Origin of the sequence: Streptomyces sp. NPDC005566, from assembly GCF_040605575.1 — a bacterium.
In the GTDB taxonomy this organism is placed as follows: domain Bacteria; phylum Actinomycetota; class Actinomycetes; order Streptomycetales; family Streptomycetaceae; genus Streptomyces.
The window spans coordinates 389,324-410,113 of the sequence record NZ_JBEXDB010000003.1 but is presented as its reverse complement, the minus strand read 5'-3'; the positions used below and the strand labels follow the sequence as shown (position 1 = coordinate 410,113).

General features: G+C 68.1%; 19 protein-coding genes and 2 tRNA genes. 11 read left to right on the top strand and 10 right to left on the bottom strand.

Features of this window, described 5'->3' with window-relative positions:
* Nucleotides 1-61: 61 nt before the first annotated feature.
* Nucleotides 62-610: a DNA-binding protein gene (locus tag ABZS61_RS07190; protein ID WP_266922196.1), complete on the bottom strand. Its 549-nt coding sequence runs from the start codon at nt 608-610 to the stop codon at nt 62-64.
* Nucleotides 611-780: 170 nt separating this feature from the next.
* Between ABZS61_RS07190 and ABZS61_RS07185 the strand changes: the two genes are divergently transcribed.
* Nucleotides 781-853 (top strand) — tRNA-Ala (locus ABZS61_RS07185).
* 388 nt (nt 854-1,241) lie between these two features.
* On the opposite strand, the gene ABZS61_RS07180 is transcribed toward ABZS61_RS07185, so the two are convergent.
* On the bottom strand, nt 1,242-1,967 hold the full coding sequence (locus ABZS61_RS07180; protein WP_356417145.1) for a DUF5324 family protein: 726 nt from the start codon (nt 1,965-1,967) through the stop codon (nt 1,242-1,244).
* Nucleotides 1,968-2,317: 350 nt separating this feature from the next.
* On the opposite strand from ABZS61_RS07180, the gene ABZS61_RS07175 reads away from it, so the two are divergent.
* Both ABZS61_RS07175 and ABZS61_RS07170 read left to right on the top strand, forming a co-directional pair.
* Nucleotides 2,318-2,845 carry a peptidylprolyl isomerase gene (locus ABZS61_RS07175; protein WP_356417144.1) on the top strand — a complete coding sequence of 176 codons (528 nt, stop codon included), beginning with the start codon at nt 2,318-2,320 and terminating at the stop codon, nt 2,843-2,845.
* 192 nt (nt 2,846-3,037) lie between these two features.
* Nucleotides 3,038-3,946, top strand: coding sequence for a rhomboid family intramembrane serine protease (locus ABZS61_RS07170; RefSeq protein WP_356417143.1), 909 nt, complete (start codon nt 3,038-3,040; stop codon nt 3,944-3,946).
* 241 nt (nt 3,947-4,187) lie between these two features.
* Here the strand turns inward: ABZS61_RS07170 and crgA are convergent, their stop codons facing one another.
* Nucleotides 4,188-4,442 carry a cell division protein CrgA gene (gene crgA / locus ABZS61_RS07165; protein WP_329209142.1) on the bottom strand — a complete coding sequence of 85 codons (255 nt, stop codon included), beginning with the start codon at nt 4,440-4,442 and terminating at the stop codon, nt 4,188-4,190.
* 179 nt (nt 4,443-4,621) lie between these two features.
* Between crgA and ABZS61_RS07160 the strand changes: the two genes are divergently transcribed.
* The 5 genes from ABZS61_RS07160 (at nt 4,622) to ABZS61_RS07140 (ending at nt 8,379) form a co-directional block, all read left to right on the top strand.
* Entirely contained in the window at nt 4,622-5,347 is a 726-nt protein-coding gene (locus ABZS61_RS07160) for a DUF881 domain-containing protein (RefSeq protein WP_356417142.1), read from the top strand.
* 134 nt (nt 5,348-5,481) lie between these two features.
* Nucleotides 5,482-5,670, top strand: a complete 189-nt coding sequence (locus ABZS61_RS07155; RefSeq protein WP_356417141.1) for a hypothetical protein — start codon at nt 5,482-5,484, stop codon at nt 5,668-5,670.
* Entirely contained in the window at nt 5,667-6,305 is a 639-nt protein-coding gene (locus ABZS61_RS07150) for an aminodeoxychorismate/anthranilate synthase component II (protein WP_356417140.1), read from the top strand. The genes ABZS61_RS07155 and ABZS61_RS07150 overlap by 4 nt, the downstream gene beginning before the upstream one ends.
* Nucleotides 6,302-7,621 (top strand): class E sortase, encoded by a 1,320-nt coding sequence (locus tag ABZS61_RS07145; protein WP_356417139.1) that lies wholly within the window; start codon nt 6,302-6,304, stop codon nt 7,619-7,621. Before ABZS61_RS07150 ends, ABZS61_RS07145 begins: the two co-directional genes overlap by 4 nt.
* Nucleotides 7,622-7,647: 26 nt before the next feature.
* A complete protein-coding gene (locus tag ABZS61_RS07140) occupies nt 7,648-8,379 on the top strand; it encodes a class E sortase (protein WP_356417138.1) in 732 nt (243 codons plus the stop codon).
* Nucleotides 8,380-8,782: 403 nt separating this feature from the next.
* Here the strand turns inward: ABZS61_RS07140 and pknB are convergent, their stop codons facing one another.
* The 6 genes from pknB to ABZS61_RS07110 all read right to left on the bottom strand — a co-directional run bounded on the left by pknB (nt 8,783) and on the right by ABZS61_RS07110 (nt 16,845).
* Entirely contained in the window at nt 8,783-10,771 is a 1,989-nt protein-coding gene (gene pknB / locus ABZS61_RS07135; RefSeq protein WP_356417137.1) for a Stk1 family PASTA domain-containing Ser/Thr kinase, read from the bottom strand.
* 171 nt (nt 10,772-10,942) lie between these two features.
* Nucleotides 10,943-12,397: a penicillin-binding transpeptidase domain-containing protein gene (locus tag ABZS61_RS07130; RefSeq protein ID WP_356417136.1), complete on the bottom strand. Its 1,455-nt coding sequence runs from the start codon at nt 12,395-12,397 to the stop codon at nt 10,943-10,945.
* Nucleotides 12,394-13,803, bottom strand: coding sequence for an FtsW/RodA/SpoVE family cell cycle protein (locus ABZS61_RS07125; RefSeq protein ID WP_356417135.1), 1,410 nt, complete (start codon nt 13,801-13,803; stop codon nt 12,394-12,396). Before ABZS61_RS07125 ends, ABZS61_RS07130 begins: the two co-directional genes overlap by 4 nt.
* A 23-nt stretch (nt 13,804-13,826) precedes the next feature.
* Nucleotides 13,827-15,329, bottom strand: a complete 1,503-nt coding sequence (locus ABZS61_RS07120; RefSeq protein WP_356417134.1) for a Stp1/IreP family PP2C-type Ser/Thr phosphatase — start codon at nt 15,327-15,329, stop codon at nt 13,827-13,829.
* A gap of 129 nt (nt 15,330-15,458) precedes the next feature.
* Nucleotides 15,459-15,974 carry an FHA domain-containing protein gene (locus ABZS61_RS07115; RefSeq protein WP_356417133.1) on the bottom strand — a complete coding sequence of 172 codons (516 nt, stop codon included), beginning with the start codon at nt 15,972-15,974 and terminating at the stop codon, nt 15,459-15,461.
* Between the two features lie 10 nt (nt 15,975-15,984).
* Nucleotides 15,985-16,845: a DUF3662 and FHA domain-containing protein gene (locus tag ABZS61_RS07110; RefSeq protein WP_356417132.1), complete on the bottom strand. Its 861-nt coding sequence runs from the start codon at nt 16,843-16,845 to the stop codon at nt 15,985-15,987.
* Between the two features lie 315 nt (nt 16,846-17,160).
* Between ABZS61_RS07110 and ABZS61_RS07105 the strand changes: the two genes are divergently transcribed.
* From ABZS61_RS07105 to ABZS61_RS07095, 3 genes are all read left to right on the top strand, one after another.
* Nucleotides 17,161-17,243, top strand: a tRNA-Leu gene (locus tag ABZS61_RS07105).
* Nucleotides 17,244-17,431: 188 nt separating this feature from the next.
* The gene (locus tag ABZS61_RS07100; RefSeq protein ID WP_356417131.1) at nt 17,432-19,093 is read left to right on the top strand and encodes a histidine kinase; all 1,662 of its coding nucleotides are present in this window, start codon (nt 17,432-17,434) and stop codon (nt 19,091-19,093) included.
* A 159-nt stretch (nt 19,094-19,252) separates the two neighbouring features.
* Entirely contained in the window at nt 19,253-19,882 is a 630-nt protein-coding gene (locus tag ABZS61_RS07095; protein WP_356417130.1) for a phosphatase PAP2 family protein, read from the top strand.
* Between the two features lie 33 nt (nt 19,883-19,915).
* On the opposite strand, the gene ABZS61_RS07090 is transcribed toward ABZS61_RS07095, so the two are convergent.
* Nucleotides 19,916-20,590, bottom strand: coding sequence for a response regulator transcription factor (locus ABZS61_RS07090; protein WP_356417165.1), 675 nt, complete (start codon nt 20,588-20,590; stop codon nt 19,916-19,918).
* Between the last annotated feature and the right edge of the window lie 200 nt (nt 20,591-20,790).

Genomic DNA, 20,790 nt, shown 5'->3' with positions numbered 1-20,790 from the left:
CGTCGGGATCATGCCAGGGTCCCGCCGAGCGGGACCCTGCTCCCCGGGCCTCAGGGCCTGTCTAGCTCTGGTGGCCTTCGTAGTGCGCGACCGCGTCGGCGGTGCGCCCTGCTCCGTACACCCTGAGGAACTCTGCCAGTTCGGGGTGGGTCGGGGCGAGGGAGTCCGCGGCATCGATGATGTCGCCGGCCGCGGCGACGGACCGCAGCAGCGACTGGATCTCGCGGACCACGCGGCGGACGGTGGGTGCCCCCCCGGTGGTCGTGGTCTGGCCGGTGTTGGTCAGGACGGAGCCGCCCTGGGACTTCTTGATCTCTTCCATTCGGTCGGTGGCTTCTCCCGCGCTGACGCTGCCGTCGGCGACCTGACTGGCGAGTTCCTGCAGGGCCTGGACGCGCTGGACGACCGCGGGGTTGCCGATCTTGGCCCGCTGGCCGCTCATCAGCTGGGAGAGCATGGGAGCGGACAGACCGAGCACCGCGGCGAGCCGGGCCTGGTTCAGGCCGAGATCATCGATCAGCCTGCGGAAGAGCGCCCCCAGCGGCTCTCCGTACCAGCTGCGCTGGAGCTCCCGGGCTCTAGCCGTTGCCTCTTGCTGCGCGGCGTCCATTGCGTCTCCCCTTCGCTGCGGCTTCGCTGCTGCGAACCTCGTCGTGCATCTTACGGAGAGCGGTTGCAGACCGGGAGTCCCAATCCTTTTGCAAGATTCAGGGGGTCACCCGGTACTCTGGTCTGCGGCGGACGTCGTGACACGCAAGTGTCCGGTGCTGTCCCCTTTCCGGGGCCTTAGCTCAGTTGGTAGAGCGCTGCCTTTGCAAGGCAGATGTCAGGAGTTCGAATCTCCTAGGCTCCACAGTTAAATGCCCCCTGACCTGCGGAAACGCGGGGCGGGGGGCATTTTCGTTCCCCTGGGCGGGGTCGTCGAAGTTCGAGGGCGCGTGCTCGCCCGGGCGGTTGCCGGCGGGGTGGTGGCGCCCACGGTGTGTGGGGCGCCCCTTCAGCCGCGTGGTTCGATCACTGTGATCTCCGGCTCAGCGCCGACTCGACCGCCTGCCAGGGGCCGAATAATCCGGCGCCGCCGGTGACGTACGGCCGGGTGCTGTCGGCTTCCGGGGCCGAGCGAGCCTCAGCCCATCCGGCCGTCCACGCTTCGGTCACCCGCACACCGCACGCAGCACGGAGGGGCGCCGAAGACCTCACGGTCTTCGGCGCCCCTCTCGCGCTGAGAGTTGCGCGGGTGCTCAGCGGCGGTCGTCGCGGTCAGTGCCGTCCGTTGTCTCCGAGCCGGCTTCGGCGTCGTCCTGCTTGGCCCTGACCTCCGGGTCGAGCACTGCACCGCCGCTGCCGTCGACCGAGGTCAGCGGTGTGCGCTCGTCCGGAACCTCGGTGGCGACCGGAGGCTCGACCAGCCAGTCGGGGTTGGCCTGCTTGTCCCACCACTTCCAGGCTGCGAAAGCGCCGCCCGCCAGGGCGCCCAGCACAAGGAACCCCTTGGCCACCCGGCCGGCCTTGGCCCGTCGCTCGTGCTTCCTGATGAGCTTCTGGATCTCCTTGGCCGTCACCTGGCCGCGCAGCGCGGCGAGAGCGGCGGCACTGCGGGCCGTGGCCTCCTCGGCCATGGGCTGGGCCACGGCGACCGCGTGCTCGACCCGTGGAACGGTGTAGTCGGCCGCGCTGCGGGCCGCCCTGCGGGTCCGGACAGCCGCACGGTGTGCGGCATCGTCGACCTTGGGGGGCACGTGGGTCAGCGCCTGTTCGATACGTGGTGCCAGATACGCGTCGTACTGGACACGGGCTTGCGCGGCTGCCTTCGACATCTTGGGCGCGAGCAGTGCGCGAGCCTCCTGCGCGTAGTGCGCGGCCTGTTCCTTGGCCGTGTCGGCGTAGGGCGCCACCACTTCCGCGGCGTGCTGCGCGCTGTCCTTCGCCGAGTAGGTTGCGGCGCGCACGCTGTCGATGCGGGTCACGGGATCCTCCTCCTTGGTGGCGGGTAGGTACTCCGCCTATCCACCCATTTCGAAATCATGCCTGCTGGGGCCGTTCTCGCCATGCGGGACGGGCATCCGGGTCATGAGGGGCACTGTCGGTCAATGCGGTGCAAGGGGAGCGTGCCGCCGACAATGCCACGGTTCACGCCGGGGCGCGCCGCGTCGTCCCGCACTTGGCCGCATTAATCCCGCCGGAGGTGTCCGAAGGGTGCCCGGAGCTCTGGCAACAAGGTGAGTGCGGCCGCCTGCCGGGGCGGCGACCGGGCGGCGAAGGGGGTGCTCCGTGCGAGTATCGGTGGTCGTCAGCGAAGACTTACGGAAGGCAGATCGTGGCCGAGCAGCTTTACGCCACCTTGAAGACCAGCCAAGGCGACATCGAGATCCGGCTCCTGCCGAACCACGCGCCCAAGACGGTCAAGAACTTCGTCGAGCTCGCCACGGGCGAGCGTGAGTGGACGAACCCGTCGACCGGTCAGAAGTCGTCGGACAGGCTGTACGACGGCACCGTTTTCCACCGTGTCATCAGCGGATTCATGATTCAGGGCGGCGACCCGCTGGGCAACGGCACGGGCGGCCCGGGGTACGAGTTCGGCGACGAGTTCCACCCGGACCTCGGCTTCACCAAGCCCTACCTGCTGGCAATGGCCAACGCGGGCCCGGGGACGAACGGTTCGCAGTTCTTCCTGACGGTGTCGCCCACCGCATGGCTGACCGGCAAGCACACGATCTTCGGTGAGGTCGCGGGCGAGGCCGGCAAGAAGGTCGTGGACGCCATCGCGGCGGCTCCGACCAACCCGCGCACCGACCGTCCGCTGCAGGACGTGGTGATCGAGTCGGTCCTCATCGAGAGCCGCTGATCACGGCAGGCCGTCGGCCGCTGCCACGCGAGGGACACGAGCGGGGATCCTGCGGACATCCGTGCAGGGGACGCCGAGTGCACCCGTGCGGGGAACCAACCGCCCTGCTCGTCCGTACTGTTACATAACGGGCGAGCGGGGCGGTGGCATGTGCGCCGCCTCCACGGACGAGGACCGAAGGGGCCATGACCGATGGAGCAGCAGCCGCCAGAAGGCCAGGACCCGTCAGCGGCCACGGAGGGTCCGCTCAGGTGTTACCGGCACCCGGGCAGGGAGACGGGGATCCGCTGCGTACGGTGCGAGCGGCCGATCTGTACCGAGTGCATGATCAGCGCCTCGGTGGGCTTCCAGTGTCCGGAGTGCGTCCGTGAGGGGTCCGGTACGGGGCATCACTCTGCGGCGAACCGGCCGCGCACCCTGGCGGGCGGCACCGTCGCGGAGGACCCCCGGCTGATCACCAAGGTCCTTCTCGGGATCAATCTCGCGGTGTTCGTCGCCGTCTGGGTCACCGGCAGGTCCTGGCTGGTCGACGATCTCCTGCTGTTCGGCCGTGCCTATTCGGGCGACCCGGGGGGCGGCGTCGAGGGGGTTGCCGAGGGGCAGTGGTACCGCCTGGTGACCTCGATGTTCCTGCACCAGGATGTGTGGCACATCGCCTTCAACATGCTGGGCCTGTGGTGGCTCGGCGGGCCGCTGGAAGAGGCGCTCGGCCGTGCGCGCTACCTCACGCTCTACCTGCTCTCCGGCCTCGCGGGCAGCGCGCTCACGTACTGGATCTCCGATCCCGCGCAGGGTTCGCTCGGGGCTTCCGGTGCCATCTTCGGGCTGCTGGGTGCCACTGCCGTGCTGATGCGCCGGATGAACTACGACATGCGGCCGGTGATCGCGCTCCTCGTGGTGAACCTGATCTTCACCTTCAACCCATGGGGCGGGATCGCCTGGCAGGCGCACGTCGGCGGACTGGTCGCCGGCACCCTGATCGCGATCGCCATGGTGCACGCACCGCGTGACCGCCGGAATCTCGTGCAGTACGGAAGCTGTGCGCTGGTCCTGGTGGCGGTCGTCGGGATCGTCCTCGCCAGGACGGCAGCGCTCACCTGAGCGGAATCGATGTTCGGGGCCTGAGTTGTCCACAGAGTGTGCCGGATCTTGTGCATGACGTGGGGAACAGGTGTGCCCCTTGTCGCTGAACTGGGTTTCTCCAGTCAGGACAAGGGGCGTACCCTCCCGCGATGCGAGAGTGTGCAGTCACACCGGCGTCAACTTCGACGGAAGTTATCCACAGTTCGTCTGACCTTTTCCCCTGTCTGTGGATAACTCTGTGGGTAACTTCAGGGCAGGGCTACTTCCACTGGGTGGAGACGCCGAAGCCGCCGGCGATGAAGCCGAAGCCGACCACGATGTTCCAGTTGCCCAGGGCGTCGATCGGCAGGTCACCCTCGGTGACGTAGAACACCACGATCCAGGCCAGGCCGATCAGGAAGAGCGCCAGCATGACCGGCGCCACCCAACTGCGGTTGGTCAGCTTTATGTTGGTTGCCTGCTTCGCCGGGGGAGGCGTGAAGTCGGCCTTCTTGCGGATACGTGACTTCGGCACGAGGGGCTCTCCTGTCGATGCGCTGCGTGACCGCGCAGGGATCTGTGGCTGGCGCCGGGGGCGCAAGGGGGAATGCTGCCTCCCCGGGGCGTCCGTTAGCGTAGTGCTTCCGTGGCGCCTAAGGAGATAAGGGTACGTTGAGCAATTCTGCCGACTCTCCTCGATCGCCGGTCCGGCGCATGTCCCGATGGCCGGTCCGGGCGCTCACCGCTGCCGTTTTCGCCCTGGCCGGACTGATTTTCGTCACCAGTGCAAACACGGCCAAGGGTACCGATATCCGCACGGACTCCTCCCTGCTGAAGCTCTCCGACCTCATCCAGCAGCGCAGCGAGCACAACGCCGAGCTGGACGAATCAACCGCGTCCGTACGTGCGGACATCGACACGCTCGCCCAGCGTGACGACGGGAGCACCAGGGCGCAGGACGCCGAGCTCGCCGCCCTGGAGCGGGCCGCCGGCACCAAGAAGCTCACCGGCGCGGCCATCGGCGTCACCCTGAACGACGCCCCGCCGAACGCCACGGCCAACCCCGGATACCCCGAGCCGCAACCCAATGACCTGGTCATTCACCAGCAGGACCTGCAGGCGGTGGTGAACGCGCTCTGGCAGGGCGGAGCCCGCGGTATCCAGGTGATGGACCAGAGGCTGATCTCGACGAGCGCGGTCCGCTGCGTCGGCAACACGCTGATCCTGCAGGGCAGGGTCTACTCGCCGCCGTACAAGGTCACGGCCGTGGGCGACCAGGACAGGCTCAAGCAGGCGCTGAACGACTCCCCGGCGATCCAGAACTACCAGCTGTACGTGAAGGCGTACGGCCTGGGCTGGAAGGTCGATGAGCACGACAGGACGACCCTTCCCGGCTACTCGGGCACGATCGATCTCCACTACGCACAGCCTGTGGAGTGACCGCCCGCCCCGTGTGCCTCCGGACGCGGCGCCGTACAGCCTGTGACGGACAGTGAGCCGAAAGCTTTCCACAGCTGACCCTCGCCTGTGCCCGGGCCCTCTAGTCTGGTGCCGTACCGAATGGAGGCGACAGCATGTACGGCTGGATCTGGCGGCATCTGCCGGGCAACACATGGGTGCGGGGCTTCATCTCGCTCCTGCTCGTCCTGGCCGTTGTCTACGCGCTCTTCCAGTACGTCTTCCCCTGGGCGGAGCCTCTGCTCCCGTTCGGTGACGTGACGGTGGACGGCGACAGCACCGGCGGATCGGGGACCGGTCAGTGAGCGCGCGCATTCTCGTCGTCGACAACTACGACAGCTTCGTCTTCAACCTCGTCCAGTACCTCTACCAGCTCGGTGCCGAGTGCGAGGTCGTGCGCAACGACGAGGTGACCACGGGGCACGCCCAGGACGGTTTCGACGGCGTCCTGCTGTCTCCCGGCCCCGGCACGCCGGAACAGGCGGGCATCTGCATCGACATGGTGCACCACTGCGCGCGGAGCGGCGTCCCGGTCTTCGGCGTCTGTCTGGGGATGCAGTCGATGGCGGTCGCGTACGGCGGCGTGGTGGACCGTGCGCCTGAGCTGCTGCACGGCAAGACCTCCCCCGTGATCCACGAGGGCAAGGGAGTCTTCGCCGGGCTGCCTTCGCCCTTCACCGCGACGCGCTACCACTCGCTCGCCGCGGAACCGGAGACCGTTCCGCCCGAGCTCGAGGTCACGGCGCGCACCGCGGACGGGATCATCATGGGGCTGCGTCACCGCGAACTCGCGGTGGAGGGTGTGCAGTTCCACCCGGAGTCGGTGCTCACGGAACACGGTCACCTGATGCTCGCCAACTGGCTGGAGCAGTGCGGCGATGCGGGGGCGGTCGCGAGGTCGGCGGGGCTCGCCCCGGTGGTGGGCAAGGCCGTCGCGTGACCCCACTCCGTCCCGAACCCGATGCCGGGCAGGAAGGCCCGTACGCGCAGGGAGCGTACGCGGGCGACGGCATCTTCGAGGCGGCGGTGGACAGGCTTGCTGATCCGTTGAACGATCCGCTCCCGGGGCAGCATGCGTCGCCCTGGTTCCGGGCGGAGGGCGTTCCGGCGGGCGGTGGAGCTCGGCAGGAGCCCTCGGCAGAGGCCCAGCACGCGTCTCAGCAGCCCCAGCAGCCCCCGAGGGAGTGGTATGACCCCGAGGGGTATCAACGGGACTGGTACGGGCAGCAGGGGCCGCGGGAACCGGCTCCTCAACCGGTTCCCGCCCCGCGCGAGGCAGCCATCCCCGATCCTGGGCCGCCCGCACAGGTCCGCGCCCCCGCTCCCCCGGTTCCGAACGACGAGACCGTCGCCCTGCGGACAGCCGATACCCGGCGGGCGGAGCGGACGGCCGAAGACGACGAGCCGGCGGCCGGGGCCGCTGCGGAGCCCTCCGCGACAGGAGGGCGGGCCGAGCGCCGGCGGGCGGCCAAGGGGCGGGGAAGGCGGCGCGGAGAACCCTTGCCCGCGGCGGAAGGGGGCACGGCGAAGCCGGCCGTCCCGATGTCGCGGCTGGAGGCCCGGCGCGCTGCTCGTGCCGCCAAGGACAGCCCGGCTGTCGTCGCCAGCAGGGTCGTCGGCGAAGTGTTCATCACCTTCGGGGTGCTGATGCTCCTGTTCGTCACCTATCAGCTGTGGTGGACCAACATCAGGGCCGATCAGATCGCCGGGCGGGAAACGAACAAGATCCAGGACGAATGGGCGAACGGCGAGCGCACACCGGGCGCGTTCGAGCCCGGCAAGGGCTTTGCCATCATGCACATCCCGAAGCTGGACGTGGTCGCCCCGATCGCCGAGGGCATCAGCAAGGACAAGGTCCTCGACCGGGGCATGGTCGGTCACTACGGCGAGGGCAAGCTGAAGACCGCGATGCCGTCGGCGAAGCAGGGGAACTTCGCGGTGGCGGGCCACCGCAACACCCATGGCGAACCGTTTCGCTACATCAACAAGCTGAAGCCGGGCGACCCGATCGTGGTCGAGACGCAGGACGCGTACTACACCTACGAGATGGTCAGCATCCTTCCCCAGACGGCTCCGTCCAACGTCTCGGTGATCGGCGAGGTGCCGCCGGGTTCCGGCTTCACCGGCCCGGGCAGGTACATCACGCTGACGACGTGTACGCCGGAATTCACGAGTACGTACCGAATGATCGTGTGGGGCAAGATGGTCGAGGAACGACCGCGCAGCAAGGGCAAGCCCGACGCGCTCGTCGGCTGAACATCATCACGACAGGGACGGGTGCGGTGGCAGCGAGGACCGAGCACGAAGAGCGCGCCGACGAGTCGGCGCCACCGGTGCGACGCAGCGGTACCCGCCATCCCGTCGCGGCGGCCGTCAGCGTCTTCGGCGAGCTGCTGATCACCGCCGGCCTCGTGCTGGGGCTCTTCGTCGTCTACTCGCTGTGGTGGACCAATGTGCTGGCCGACCGGGAGGCCGACAAACAGGGCGACACCATCCGCGACCGCTGGGCGGGCGGGCCCGGAGCCCTGGACACCGGGGGCGGGATCGGCTTCCTGCACGTGCCCGCTATGAAGAACGGCGAGGTGCTGGTCAAGAAGGGCACCGACCCCAAGACGCTCAACAACGGCATCGCCGGCTACTACACGGACCCGGTGAAGTCGGCCCTGCCCACGGACGAGCAGGGCAACTTCACGCTGGCCGCGCACCGGGACGGGCACGGCGCCAAGTTCCACAACATAGACAAGGTGAAGAAGGGCGACGCGGTCGTCTTCGAGACCAAGGACACCTGGTACGTCTACAAGGTCTTCGCGGAGCTCCCCGAGACGTCGAAGTTCAACGTCGACGCGATCGCACCGGTGCCGAAGGAGTCCGGTGTGAAGAAGCCCGGCCGCTACATCACGCTGACCACGTGCACACCGGTCTACACGTCGAAGTACCGCTACATCGTGTGGGGCGAGCTGGTGCGGACCGAGAAGGTCGACCGGGACAGGACGAAGCCGGCGGAGTTGCGCTGAGACGACCGAGGTTCTTCGAGGACCTCGCTCACCCAGGACTGAACGGGCCCGAAGCCGCAACCGGACCATGCGACTTCGGGCTTCCGCATCCCTGGCCCCCGGTGCCTGCGGAGAGAGTTGTCCACAGGCTGAGTTCGTGGGACGTGGGCCATGTCGCACAGGTACGTGCGCACCTGTGCGACGTTGCTGACGCGGAGCAGCATGGCGACGTCGAGGACGGTGCGTCGTCGTCAAGCGTGAGCACGCGGGCGTGCGACCGACCCTTCACGTCTGAGGTTCGAGGCCAGTGCTCGATACCCGCCTCATCGGTACGGCGGCACGGCGGCACCGCGGCACCGCACAGCAAAGGGCCCCGTTCACCTCGAGGTGAACGGGGCCCGATGGTGGTGCCGTGGGCTGCGGGTCAGTCCGCCGCGCCGGATGGGCCGCCGAAGATGTTGCCGTCTCCGCCGCCGTTGCCCGGCAGGGTCTGTACGTTGACCGCGCTGTCCTTGGCGACCATCTGACCCGCCAAGGGCTGGAAGCCGACGACCCTCGCGTTGTCATCGTTCTGGCCGTTCACCTGGCCCAGCTTCAGACCGGCCTGGGCCAGGGCGGCCTTGGCCTGGCCGAGCGTCTTGCCCTGCAGGTCGGGGACCGCGACCTGTTCGGGCTGGGCCGGGCCCTTGGAGACCTTGAGGACGATCTGGACGTCCTTGGCCTGCTTGCTGTTCGCCTCCGGAGTCTGCTCGACCACAGTGCCCAAGGGTTCCTGGGAGTCGACGTCGGTCCTGGAGATGTTGGGGAAGCCCACGCCCTTCAGCTGCGCCTCGGCGTCCGTGAACTGCCTGCCGACCACGGACGGCACGTTCTGCGTGGCCTCCTTGGCCACGGTGATCGTGACCTCGGACTCCTTCTCGGCCTTCGTGCCGCCCTCGGGCTTCTGCTTGGTGACCGTGCCTGCGGTCGCCTCGGACTCGACCGCCTGAACCGTCACCGTGAAGCCCTTGTCCTCCAGCTCCTTACGGGCGGTCTCCTCGGTCTTCTCGACGACGTTGGGGACCTCGACCTTCGGAGCGCCGGTGGAAACGACCACAGTGATGGTGCTGCCGACCTCCAGCGTGCCGTCCTCCGGGGACTGGCTGCAGATCTTGCCCTTCTCCTGGGTCTCGCAGGGTTCCTTCGCTCCGACCGTGAGGAGGAGCTCGGAATTCTTCGCGAGTTTCTGTGCATCCTCCAGCGTCGAGCCGACCATGTTGGGTACGTCGGCCTTGCCGCTGCCGCCCCCGTCGGTGGAGCTGAAGACCTCGCGGCCGATGAGGATGGCCCCGATCAGCACCAGGATGCCTGCGACGACCAGCAGGATCGTCGAGGTGTTGCTCTTCTTCTGGCGCCGGCGGTCGGGGCGGTCGTCGTAGCCGTAGCCGCCGTCGTCCGGGTTGACCGGAGGCAGCATGGACGTCTGGGCGCCGCCCGGGTCCGTCTGGCGCAGGGCCGTGGTGGGCTGGTCGTTGCCGTAGGCGTCGTAGCCGCCGTAGCCCGCCGCGCCCATCGCTGCCGTGGCCGCGACCGGCTGGCCGTCGAGGCAGGCCTCGATGTCGGCGCGCATCTCGTCGGCCGACTGGTAGCGGTAGTCGGGGTCCTTGGTGAGGGCCTTCAACACGATCGCGTCCATCTCGGGCGTGATCTCGGGGTCGAAGTTGCTCGGCGGCTGCGGCTCTTCCCGCACGTGCTGGTAGGCAACCGCGACGGGCGAGTCCCCGACGAACGGGGGCCGGACCGCCAGGAGTTCGTAGAGCAGACAGCCGGTGGAGTACAGGTCGGAGCGCGCGTCGACCTGTTCGCCCTTGGCCTGCTCCGGGGAGAGGTACTGGGCGGTGCCGATGACCGCCGCGGTCTGGGTCATCGTCATGCCGGAGTCGCCCATGGCGCGGGCGATGCCGAAGTCCATGACCTTGACCTGGCCGGTGCGCGTCAGCATGACGTTCGCCGGCTTGATGTCGCGGTGGACGATCTGGGCGCGGTGCGAGTACTCCAGGGCCTGGAGGATGCCGACCGTCATCTCGAGAGTGCGCTCGGGCAGCAGCTTGCGGCCGGAGTGCAGAAGCTCTCTGAGGGTCGACCCGTCGACGTACTCCATCACGATGTACGGGATGGAGACCCCGTCGACGTAGTCCTCGCCGGTGTCGTAGACAGCGACGATCGCGGGGTGGTTGAGCGAGGCGGCCGACTGGGCCTCACGGCGGAACCGGGCCTGGAAGGACGGGTCGCGGGCGAGATCCGCCCGCAGCGTCTTCACAGCGACGGTGCGGCCGAGCCGGGTGTCGTGCGCGAGGTAGACCTCGGCCATGCCACCACGGCCGAGCACCGAGCCCAGCTCGTACCGGCCGCCGAGGCGACGCGGCTCTTCCATAACTGATCCAGCCCTCTCCGTCAGTCCCGACCGCACCCGTGTGTGGTCCGGCGGTGCGCTGTTCGCGCATACGCTACCGGGCACTCCCGGCGTGATCGGCCCGCACCCGTCACCTGATATCCGACCGGTATCCCAATGTGCTGGTGTTGGCGGATGCTGTGACGGGTCTCACTACTTTCCGTCCAGAACCGCCTGCATCACACTCTTGGCGATCGGCGCGGCCAGGCCGCCGCCGGAGATGTCGTCCCGATTGGCATTGCCGTCCTCGACGACCACGGCGACGGCAACGGGTGAGCCGCTGTCGGTCTTGGCGTACGAGATGAACCAGGCGTAGGGCTTCTCACTGTTGTTGAGCCCGTGCTGGGCGGTTCCGGTCTTGCCACCGACTGTGACGCCGTCGATCTGCGCGTTGGTTCCCGTGCCGTTCTTGACCACGGTCTCCATCATCTGCTGCAGCTTCTGGGCGTTCTCACCCGAGAGCGGCTCGCTGAGCTGCTCCTTCTCGTGGGTGTAGACGGGGTCCAGATTGGGGGCCTGGCGCTGGGCGACCATGTAAGGCTGCATGAGCTTGCCGTCATTGGCGATCGCGGACGCCACCATGGCCATCTGCAGCGGTGTCGTGCGGTTGGACGCCTGGCCGATGCCCGCCATGGCGTTCTGGGGCCGGTTGTCCTTCGGGTAGATGCTGGCGTCGGCTCGGACGGGCGTGAAGACTTCCTCGTTGAAGCCGAACTTGTCGGCCTGCTCGATCATCTTGTCGTTGCCGAGGTCGTCGCTCATCTTGCCGAAGACGGTGTTGCAGGACCAGCGCAGTGCCTCCCGGAGCGAGGCGTCCTTGCAGGGGATGTTCCCCTCGTTCTGCAGCAGATTGGTCGACTGCGGGAGCCGCCAGGGCAGCGGGGAGTCCGTCTTCGCGTCGATGTCGGTGTAGAGGCCGTTCTCCAGCGCCGCGGCGGCTGTGACGACCTTGAACGTCGAGCCGGGCGGGTAGGTCTCCCGCAGGGCCCGGTTCAGCATCGGCTTGTCCTTGTCCTTCAGGAGCTTCTGCCGCGCGTCCGAGTCCTTAAGGCTGTTGCCCGCGAAGACCGAGGGGTCGTACGAGGGGGTGCTGGCCAGGGCCAGGATGGCACCGGTCTGCGGGTCGAGCGCGGCGACGGCGCCCTTCCTGCTGCCGAGCCCTTCGAAGGCGGCCTTCTGGGCGGCGCCGTTCAGGGTGGTGACGATGTTCCCGCCGGTCTTCTTGTCGCCGGTGAACATCGAGAGCGTCCGGTCGAAGAACAGCTGGTCGTCGTTGCCGGTGAGGATGCCGTCCTCGAGGCTCTCCAGCTGGGAGGCGTCGAAGGCCTGCGAGGAGTAGCCGGTGACGGGTGCCCACATGGGGCCGTTCTTCCAGACCCGCTTGTACTTGAAGTCGCTTCCGGTGGTCTCGACGGAACCGGTGACAGGCTCCCCGTCGACGATGATGTTGCCGCGCTCGTGGGCGTAGCGCTCGATCTGGACGCGGCGGTTGTGCTCGTTGGAGTTGAGCTCGTCGGCGCGGACGTACTGGAGGTAGTTGGTGCGGATCAGCAGGGCCAGGACGAGGATGCCGCAGAAGATCGCGATCCGGCGGAGGGGCTTGTTCACGGTCGGACCACCTGGGTCATCTCGGCGTCCGGGGAGGGTGCGGGGGCCGGCGCCGGACGGCGTGCGGTGTCGCTGATTCTGATCAGGATGCCGATCAGGGCCCAGTTGGCGATGACGGACGAACCACCGGCCGCGAGGAAGGGCATGGTCATACCGGTCAGCGGGATGAGCCCCATGACACCGCCGGCGACGACGAAGACCTGGATGGCGAAAGCACCGGAGAGGCCGATAGCAAGGAGCTTGCCGAAGGGGTCGCGGGCGGCGAGCGCCGTGCGGACACCGCGTTCGACGATCAGGCCGTAGAGGAGCAGGACGGCCATCATTCCGGCCAGGCCCAGCTCTTCGCCGACCGTGGAAAGGATGAAGTCCGCGTTCGCGGCGAAGCCGATCAGGTCGGAGTTTCCCTGACCCCAGCCAGTGCCGAGGGTTCCGCCGGAACCGAACGACATGAGGGACTGGGCGATCTGGTCACTCTGCTGCAGGGTCTTGTCGGAGAACGGGTCGAGCCATGCGTTCACGCGCTGCTGGACATGGGGTTCGAAGGTTGCGACGCCAACGGCTCCGACGGCGGACATCAGCAGACCGAAAACGATCCAGCTGGTTCGCTCCGTCGCCACGTACAGCATGATCACGAAGAGGCCGAAGAACAGCAGTGATGTACCGAGGTCTGTCTCGAAGACCAGGATCAGGATGGACAGTCCCCAGATGACGAGGATCGGTCCGAGGTCCCGGCCGCGCGGCAGGTAAATCCCCATGAAGCGCCGACTGGCCAGGGCCAGGGCATCGCGCTTCACCATCAGGTAGCCGGAGAAGAAGACCGCGATGATGATCTTTACGAACTCGCCGGGCTGGATGGAGAAGGGGCCGAGACTGACCCAGATCTTGGCACCGTTCACGGCGGGGAAGAACATCGGCAGGATCAGTAGCACGAGCGCTACGACCATGGAGATGTAGGTGTAACGCTGAAGGATCCGGTGGTCCTTCAGCACGAGCAGTACGGCGACGAACAGGACAACCCCGATAGCCGAGTACATCAGCTGCTTGGGGGCGTCAGGGCTGAAGGACCCGAACAGGGTCTCGGCCCGTCGGATCAGCCGCGGCGACTGGTCGAGGCGCCAGATCAACACCAGACCGAGCCCGTTGAGCAGAATGGCCAGGGGCAGCAGGAGCGGATCCGAATACTGGGCGAATTTGCGGACAACGAGGTGGGCGACGCCACCGAGCAGTATCAGCCCGAGTCCGTATCCGAACATGCCGGAGGGCAGCGTGCCGTCCATGGCAAGCCCCACGTTGGCGTACGCGAACACCGAGATGGCGATGGCGAAGACAACCAGCGCCAGTTCGGTGTTGCGGCGGCTCGGCGCATCGATCGCGCCGATGGTGGTGGTGTTGGTGACAACGCTCATGGTGCTGAAGGCCCCCTACGGCTTTACTGCTTACCGCACTGCGGGACCAGCTTCTTCTCTTCCTCCGAGAGGCTGGGGCCGGGAGTGGGAGTCGCGGTCGTCTTGGTCCCCTTGGCGGAGGATGTGGCGGAAGTCCTGGCGGCGGGGGCACCGGCGGTGCCGCCTGCCTCGCCCTGGCCCGTGGCGGCATTGCTGTCCGCCTCGGCTGCGCGGCGCTGCGCGTCCTTCTTGCAGGCGGAGGCCTGCGCTTCGAGCTCACTGACCTTCTTGCGGGCATCGGCGAGGTTGCCCTCGGCGATGGTCGCCTCGACCTGCTTGCGCTGGTAGGGCGGGAGGTACTTCAGTTCGATCTTGGTGCTCTCCTCGACCTTCGAGAGCGAGACCCAGGCGAGGTCCTGGCTGATGCCGCGGAACAGTGCGACGTTCTCGTCCTTGGCGCCCACGTAGAACTGGGTCTGGGTCCAGCGGTAACCGCCGTACACGCCGCCGCCGATGACGGCCAGCGCGAGGACGATGTAGAAGGACCGCTTCAGCCACTTGCGGCCGCCGCGGGGCTTGACGAAGTCGTCGTCGCTGTACGAGTTGAAGGCGCCGTCCGGACCGGAGCCGTAGCCCATGTCGTCACCGCTGCCGGGCGGGCCGAAGCCTCCGGAGGGCGGCGGGACGGGACGGCCGAGGCCGGCCGCGCGTCCTGCGGGCGTTTCCATGGCTCGGCTGTCGCCCTGCTGGGCGGCCTGGTTCTCGGCGACCGCGCCGACGATGACGGGGGTGTCGTTGAGCTGCCCGGCCAGGGTGTCGTTGTTGTCGACGTCCAGGACGTCGGCGACGATGCAGGTGATGTTGTCGGGGCCACCGCCGCGCAGGGCGAGCTGGATGAGCTCCTGAATGGTCTCCTGAGGGCCCTGGTAGCTGGCCAGGGTCTCTTCCATCGTCTGGTGGGAGACGACGCCGGAGAGCCCGTCCGAGCAGATCAGGTAGCGGTCACCGGCACGGACCTCACGGATGGAGAGGTCGGGCTCGACATGGTCGCCGCTGCCCAGGGCCCGCATCAGCAAGGAGCGCTGCGGGTGCGTGGTGGCCTCTTCCTCGGTGATCCTGCCCTCGTCGACGAGACGCTGCACCCAGGTGTGGTCCTGGGTGATCTGCGTCAGGACTCCGTCGCGCAGGAGGTAGGCACGGGAATCGCCGACGTGGACGAGACCCAGGCGCTGGCCGGTCCAGAGCAGGGCCGTGAGCGTCGTGCCCATGCCCTCCAGCTGGGGGTCCTCCTCGACCATGACACGCAGCTGGTCGTTGGCCCGCTGGACCGCCGTGCCGAGCGAGGTGAGGATGTCGGAGCCCGGTACGTCGTCGTCGAGCTGGACGAGCGTGGAGATCACCTCTGAGCTGGCGACCTCGCCGGCCGCCTGGCCGCCCATGCCGTCGGCGATGGCGAGAAGGCGGGGACCGGCGTAGCCGGAGTCCTCGTTCCCTTCCCGGATCATGCCCTTGTGCGATCCGGCGGCGAAGCGCAGCGACAAGCTCATGCGCACCTCGCCCGTCGGCTCGGGGTACAGCCGGTCTCGAGCCACACTGCCCACCCTCCGGTCGGGAGCCGGGCCGGGTCCGTTGTCAGGACCGCCGCGGCTCGCTCGCTCCGCTCGCTCATTGTCGTACTACTTCCGCAGCTCGATGACGGTCTTGCCGATGCGGATCGGCGAGCCCAGCGGAACAGGTGTCGGGGTGGTGAGCCGGGTCCGGTCGAGATAGGTGCCGTTGGTGGACCCTAGATCCTCGACGATCCACTGGCCGTCACGGTCCGGGTAGATCCTGGCATGCCTGCTGGACGCGTAGTCGTCGTCCAGCACGATCGTTGAGTCGTGCGCCCGGCCCAGGGTGATGGTCTGGCCCTGGAGCGCGACGGTGGTGCCGGTGAGCGTGCCTTCGGAGACGACCAGCTTGGTGGGTGCCCCGCGCCGCTGGCGACCGGGCTGCTGGCGCTGCTGAGGCGGCGCTGCCTGCTGTTGGCGAGCCTGCTGCGGGCGCGCGTCGGCCGCAGTGCGGCGTGAGCCGCGCTGCGTGACGCGCGTTCCGAACAGGTCACTGCGAATGACCTGGACGGCCACGATTACGAATAGCCACAGAACAGCCAGGAAACCTAGCCGCATGACCGTCAGGGTCAGCTCTGACATTGCCCCCGCTTCACCCTTCGGCTTGCCGGTAAACGATGGTGGTGTTGCCCACGACGATCCGCGAGCCGTCGCGGAGCGTAGCGCGGGTGGTGTGCTGCCCGTCTACCACGATGCCGTTGGTAGACCCGAGATCCTGGATCGTCGAGGGCGTTCCGGTCCGGATCTCACAGTGCCGGCGCGATACGCCGGGGTCGTCGATCCGCACGTCGGCGTCGGTGCTTCGTCCCATCACCAACGTCGGGCGGGAGATCTGATGGCGGTTGCCGTTGATCTCGATCCAGCGCCGCACCTGCGCGTCGGGCGCGGGCCCGGACGCGGTCGGCGGGCGCCAGTCGCTGGAAGGGCCTCCCTGGCGCCCGGAGCCCGGCGGCGGGGCCGCGGGCATGGGCGGAGGGGAGGCCGGAGGGTAGCCGTAGCCGCCCGGCGCCTGTGGGGCCGCGGGACGGTTCGGTTGGGCCTGGGGTGCGGGCCGGTTCTGCTGGCCCTGCTGTGACGAACTCGACGCCAGGGTCCGGCTGCGTACCCGGTAGAGCCCTGTATCAAGGTCGTCCGCCTTCTCCAGGTGGACCTTGATGGGTCCCATGAAGGTGTATCGCTGCTGCTTGGCGTAGTCCCTGACCAGGCCGGACAGCTCGTCGCCGAGCTGACCCGAGTACGGGCTGAGCCGCTCGTAGTCGGGGGTGCTGAGCTCGACGATGAAGTCGTTGGGCACAACAGTCCGCTCGCGGTTCCAGATCTGTGCGTTGTTGTCGCACTCGCGCTGGAGGGCTCCCGCGATCTCGACCGGCTGCACCTCGGACTTGAAGACCTTGGCGAAGGTGCCATTGACCAGACCTTCGAGACGCTGCTCGAAACGCTTCATGACTCCCATGGGGCACCTCCTCCGGTGTCGTCGTCCCTGTACTGCTTACTGATCGTATCCACGCGTCGGGAAATCGGCTGGTTCCCCTTGTCTGCACAGTGGATGAGTGTCACCTCTCACATGGATCGTAGAGGTGGCCTCCTGACAGTGTCCCGCACTCCGGGTGCACTCAGGAGGAGTGGGGGCGTCGGCCCCGGGTTCCCGGTTCCCTCCGTGCGTCCGGCGAAACAACGGATGTGAATCCACCCTGTCCAGCGTGCTAATCTTCCGGTTGTCGCCAGGCGCTCGCACCACTCGGTGGGAGAGTCTGAAAACACCACTCATGCGCGAGTGGCGGAACGGCAGACGCGCTGGCTTCAGGTGCCAGTGTCCTTAGGGACGTGGGGGTTCAAATCCCCCCTCGCGCACAACTGGCAGTTGCTTGCAACTGCCGGGTTGGTTCGACAGAACCCCCGCTCAGGAGAGATCCGGAGCGGGGGTTCTTCGTTGTGCGGATCCACCGTCCTGCCCGGCGCCCTTGGCGGTGCGGATCCGCGGCCCGGCTGCTGATCCACCGGCCGGTTGCGGATCCTTCTGCACGGCTAGCGTGGTCCGCGTGAAATCCACCCTCGTCGGCTCGGTCCTGCTGTGGGCGACGCTCAACGTTCCGGCCGTCGCCCTGGTCCCCGGATCCGGACTCGACGGGAGCCGGCGGTGGGAGACCCTCCTCGGTGCCGCTGTCGTCGGCATCGCTGTCGCGGTGCGGCGTACGCGGCCGCTGGTGTCCCTGGCCCTGTGTGCGGGGCTGTGGTGGACTTTCGCGCTGCTGCTCGACGATGTCGACTCCGTCGCCGTCATGGCCCGCCTTCCGGCCGTGTGTGTCATGAGTTACGCCGTGGGACGACTGCAGGTGGACCGGCGGGCGGCGCTGCGGGTGCTGGGGCCGGTGGGTGTCGCGGCGCTGGCCGGCGGTGTCTCGTCGGGTCTGACGGTGCCCATGTGGGCGGTGTCGGCGTCGGGGCTGATCTTCGCCGGGCTGCTCCCCTGGCTGCTGGGCCGGTACGCGCGCCAGAGGTACGAGCTTCAGGCGGCCGGCTGGGAACATGCCAGGCAGCTGGAGCTCCAGCAGCGCGGGAGGGTCGAGCAGGCACGGCTGCGGGAGCGGGCCCGTATCGCGGAGGACATGCACGATTCCCTGGGGCACGAGCTGAATCTGATCGCGCTACGGGCCGGGGCTCTACAGATCGCCCCGGACCTGGCGGACCACCATCGGGAGACGGCGGCAGGACTCCGCGCGGGTGCGGCCGAGGCGATGGAGCGGCTGCGGGACATCATCGGAATCCTGCGCGAGGAGGGGACGCCGGCGCCGTTGGAGCCTTCGCATCCCGGTGTGGTGGCGCTGGTGGACCGGGCGCGTGCCTCCGGCGCGGGTGTGGAGCTCCGGTGCACCGGAGAGGCCGACGAACTGCCGGGCATGACGGACAAGGCCGTGTACCGGGTGGTGCAGGAGTCGTTGACCAATGTGATGAAGCACGCTCCCGGAGCAGCGGTTGCCGTGCGACTGGATCACACCCCGCTCGAGGTCACCGTGGCCGTACGGAACGGTCCGCCGGCCCGGGACCCGCTGGAGAACCGCGCGCAGGGCGGTCGCGGGCTGATAGGGCTGCAGGAGCGGACCCGGCTGGCGGGCGGTGAATTCCGGGCGGGTGTGCTGCCTGACGGCGGTTTCGAGGTGATCGCGCGGCTCCCGCGCGGGTCGGGCCGGGCAGGCACCGGGGCGGACAGGGCGGCGGGAAGTGCCCCGGAGGTCATTCCTGCTGGGGCGCTGCCCGACGGAGGAGAGTCTGCTGGAGCATCGCCGGCTGGTTCGGGCCCGGGAGCGGCTCCGGGCGGGCTCATGCGTGCCACGGCGGGGCTGCGGCGGCGTTTCGTCGTTGCGGTCGGCCTTCCGCTCGGTCTGTTCGCCTGCCTTGCCGTCGCCATGCTGGGCTATTACGCGTACGGGGCCGCTTCATCGGTACTTCCGCCGTCCGCGTACGCGCAATTGGAGACCGGTGCACCCGCGGACGCGGTCAGTCGGCTGCTTCCTTCCAGGGAAATGAGCGACGCCCCTTCGGAGCACCGGCCCGAGCCGGCGGGAGCCACCTGCAGCTACTACAGGGCCGACGCCGCCCTGTTCGTCAATGTCGACGTGTACCGCCTGTGCTTCGCCCACGACCGGCTGGTCGACAAGACCGAGTTGACGACCGAATCGCGCCTCCGGACGGATCGCGACTGACGTCGAGGGATGCCGAAGGTCGTTCCACGGCATGACGAAAGTGGGGGTGACGGCTTGCTTCCGCGGGATGTGGCCGTGCCCCGTCGGAACCTACGTTCCAGATGACATGGAGACGCGGGAATCGGCGTACGGAGAGCGGCACCGAGTATGTACAACAACGTGGTTCAGCCGGAAAACATGGTCCGCTCGGCGAAGGCGGGTCCGGAGTACGGGGTCGGGGCGTACCGCGACATCACGGAATGGGCAGCCGGCACGCCGGGGTGGGTGCAGGGGTTGGGTGAATTGGTCACCGAGGGCGGAATTCTCGTGTTCGTCGTTCTCTTCGTCGTCCAGTGGTGGAGGGCCCGTACACGCGACAACAGAGCCATGGCCCACGCTCTGCTCGCCCCGCTCGTTGTCGCCGTGGTCTACGTCGTCAGCGAGATCGTCAAAGTCTGGCTTCATGAGGAACGCCCCTGCCGGGACATCCCCGGCGTCAGGCCGATCGCCTCGTGCCCGGAGCCGGGCGACTGGTCCTTTCCCAGTAACCACGCGGTCATCGCTGCGGCGTCGGCCATGACTCTTCTGCTCACCTGGCGCCTGGTGGGTCTGCTGGTCCTGCCCCTGGCGGTGCTGGTCGCGCTGTCCCGTGTCTACGTGGGCGTCCACTATCTGCACGATGTGGCGGCCGGTCTGCTGCTGGGAGCGCTGACTGCCCCGCTGCTGGTGGGGACTCTGACAGTTCCTGGCAGCTGGGCCGTGGGCCGGCTCCGGGGGCGGAGAGGGCTGGTGCCCGTCCTGGGGCGCTGAGCGGCCTTCTGGTGGCGATGGGGCAGCCCCGATTCAGGCACCGCCGATCAGCCCGGTCTCGTAGGCGACGATCGCGGCCTGGACGCGGTTGCGTACGCCCAGTGCGGAGAAGACCGATCCCACATAACTCTTGACCGTGCCCTCCACGACGTGGAGCCGCTGCCCGATCTCCGCATTGGACAGCCCGCTGCCGAGCAGAACGAGCACCTGCCGTTCGCGTTCGGTCAGCGCGTCCACCCTCGCGCGCAGCGCGGTGCTGCGCGCGTCGGCCTGTGCTCCTGCCCCTCGGTTCAGTTCCGCGATGACGTGCTGTGCCACTTTCGCGGAGAGATGGGAGGCGCCGGCTGCGGCCGTGTGCACGCCCGCGAGCAACTCGCGCGGGTCCCCCGACTTGAGCATGAAGCCGCTGGCCCCACCGCTGAGTGCCCTGCTGACGTATTCGTCTTCGGAGAACGTCGTCAGGACGAGGACTGAGATTCCGGTGGAGGCGCGCTTGATTTCCTCGGTTGCCGCGAGTCCGTCCATGACAGGCATGCGGATGTCCATGAGGACGACATCCGGGCGGTGTTCAAGGGCAAGCGCGACGGCTTCACGGCCGTCGGAGGCCTCGGCCACGACGTCGATCTCGGGATCCCCGGAGAGGATGGCGCGGATTCCGGCGCGGATCATCGTCTCGTCATCGGCCAGAACGATTCGGATGGTGGGGATGGCTGTCTCCGCTTCCCGCTCGGTGATGAATAGGGGTCAGCGGATGACCGTAACGGGGATGGCGGCTGGATGCGGCCGTTGTTTCACGTGAAACGTCGGATCTGCACTGCATGGGAGTCGTACGGAAGGTGTGCGTGCGCCGGTCCGGGAGCCGTGAGGAGGTGAAGACAGGGCCACGAAGCGCTGGTCTGCTCCGCGGC

Coding starts and splice junctions, on each gene's coding strand:
- ABZS61_RS07125 (WP_356417135.1), bottom strand. CDS start 13,803: ATGAGCGTTGTCACCAACACCACCACCATCGGCGCGATCGATGCGCCG.
- ABZS61_RS07160 (WP_356417142.1), top strand. CDS start 4,622: ATGTCCCGATGGCCGGTCCGGGCGCTCACCGCTGCCGTTTTCGCCCTG.
- ABZS61_RS07115 (WP_356417133.1), bottom strand. CDS start 15,974: ATGTCAGAGCTGACCCTGACGGTCATGCGGCTAGGTTTCCTGGCTGTT.
- ABZS61_RS07170 (WP_356417143.1), top strand. CDS start 3,038: ATGGAGCAGCAGCCGCCAGAAGGCCAGGACCCGTCAGCGGCCACGGAG.
- ABZS61_RS07110 (WP_356417132.1), bottom strand. CDS start 16,845: ATGGGAGTCATGAAGCGTTTCGAGCAGCGTCTCGAAGGTCTGGTCAAT.
- pknB (WP_356417137.1), bottom strand. CDS start 10,771: ATGGAAGAGCCGCGTCGCCTCGGCGGCCGGTACGAGCTGGGCTCGGTG.
- ABZS61_RS07155 (WP_356417141.1), top strand. CDS start 5,482: ATGTACGGCTGGATCTGGCGGCATCTGCCGGGCAACACATGGGTGCGG.
- ABZS61_RS07120 (WP_356417134.1), bottom strand. CDS start 15,329: ATGAGCTTGTCGCTGCGCTTCGCCGCCGGATCGCACAAGGGCATGATC.
- ABZS61_RS07190 (WP_266922196.1), bottom strand. CDS start 610: ATGGACGCCGCGCAGCAAGAGGCAACGGCTAGAGCCCGGGAGCTCCAG.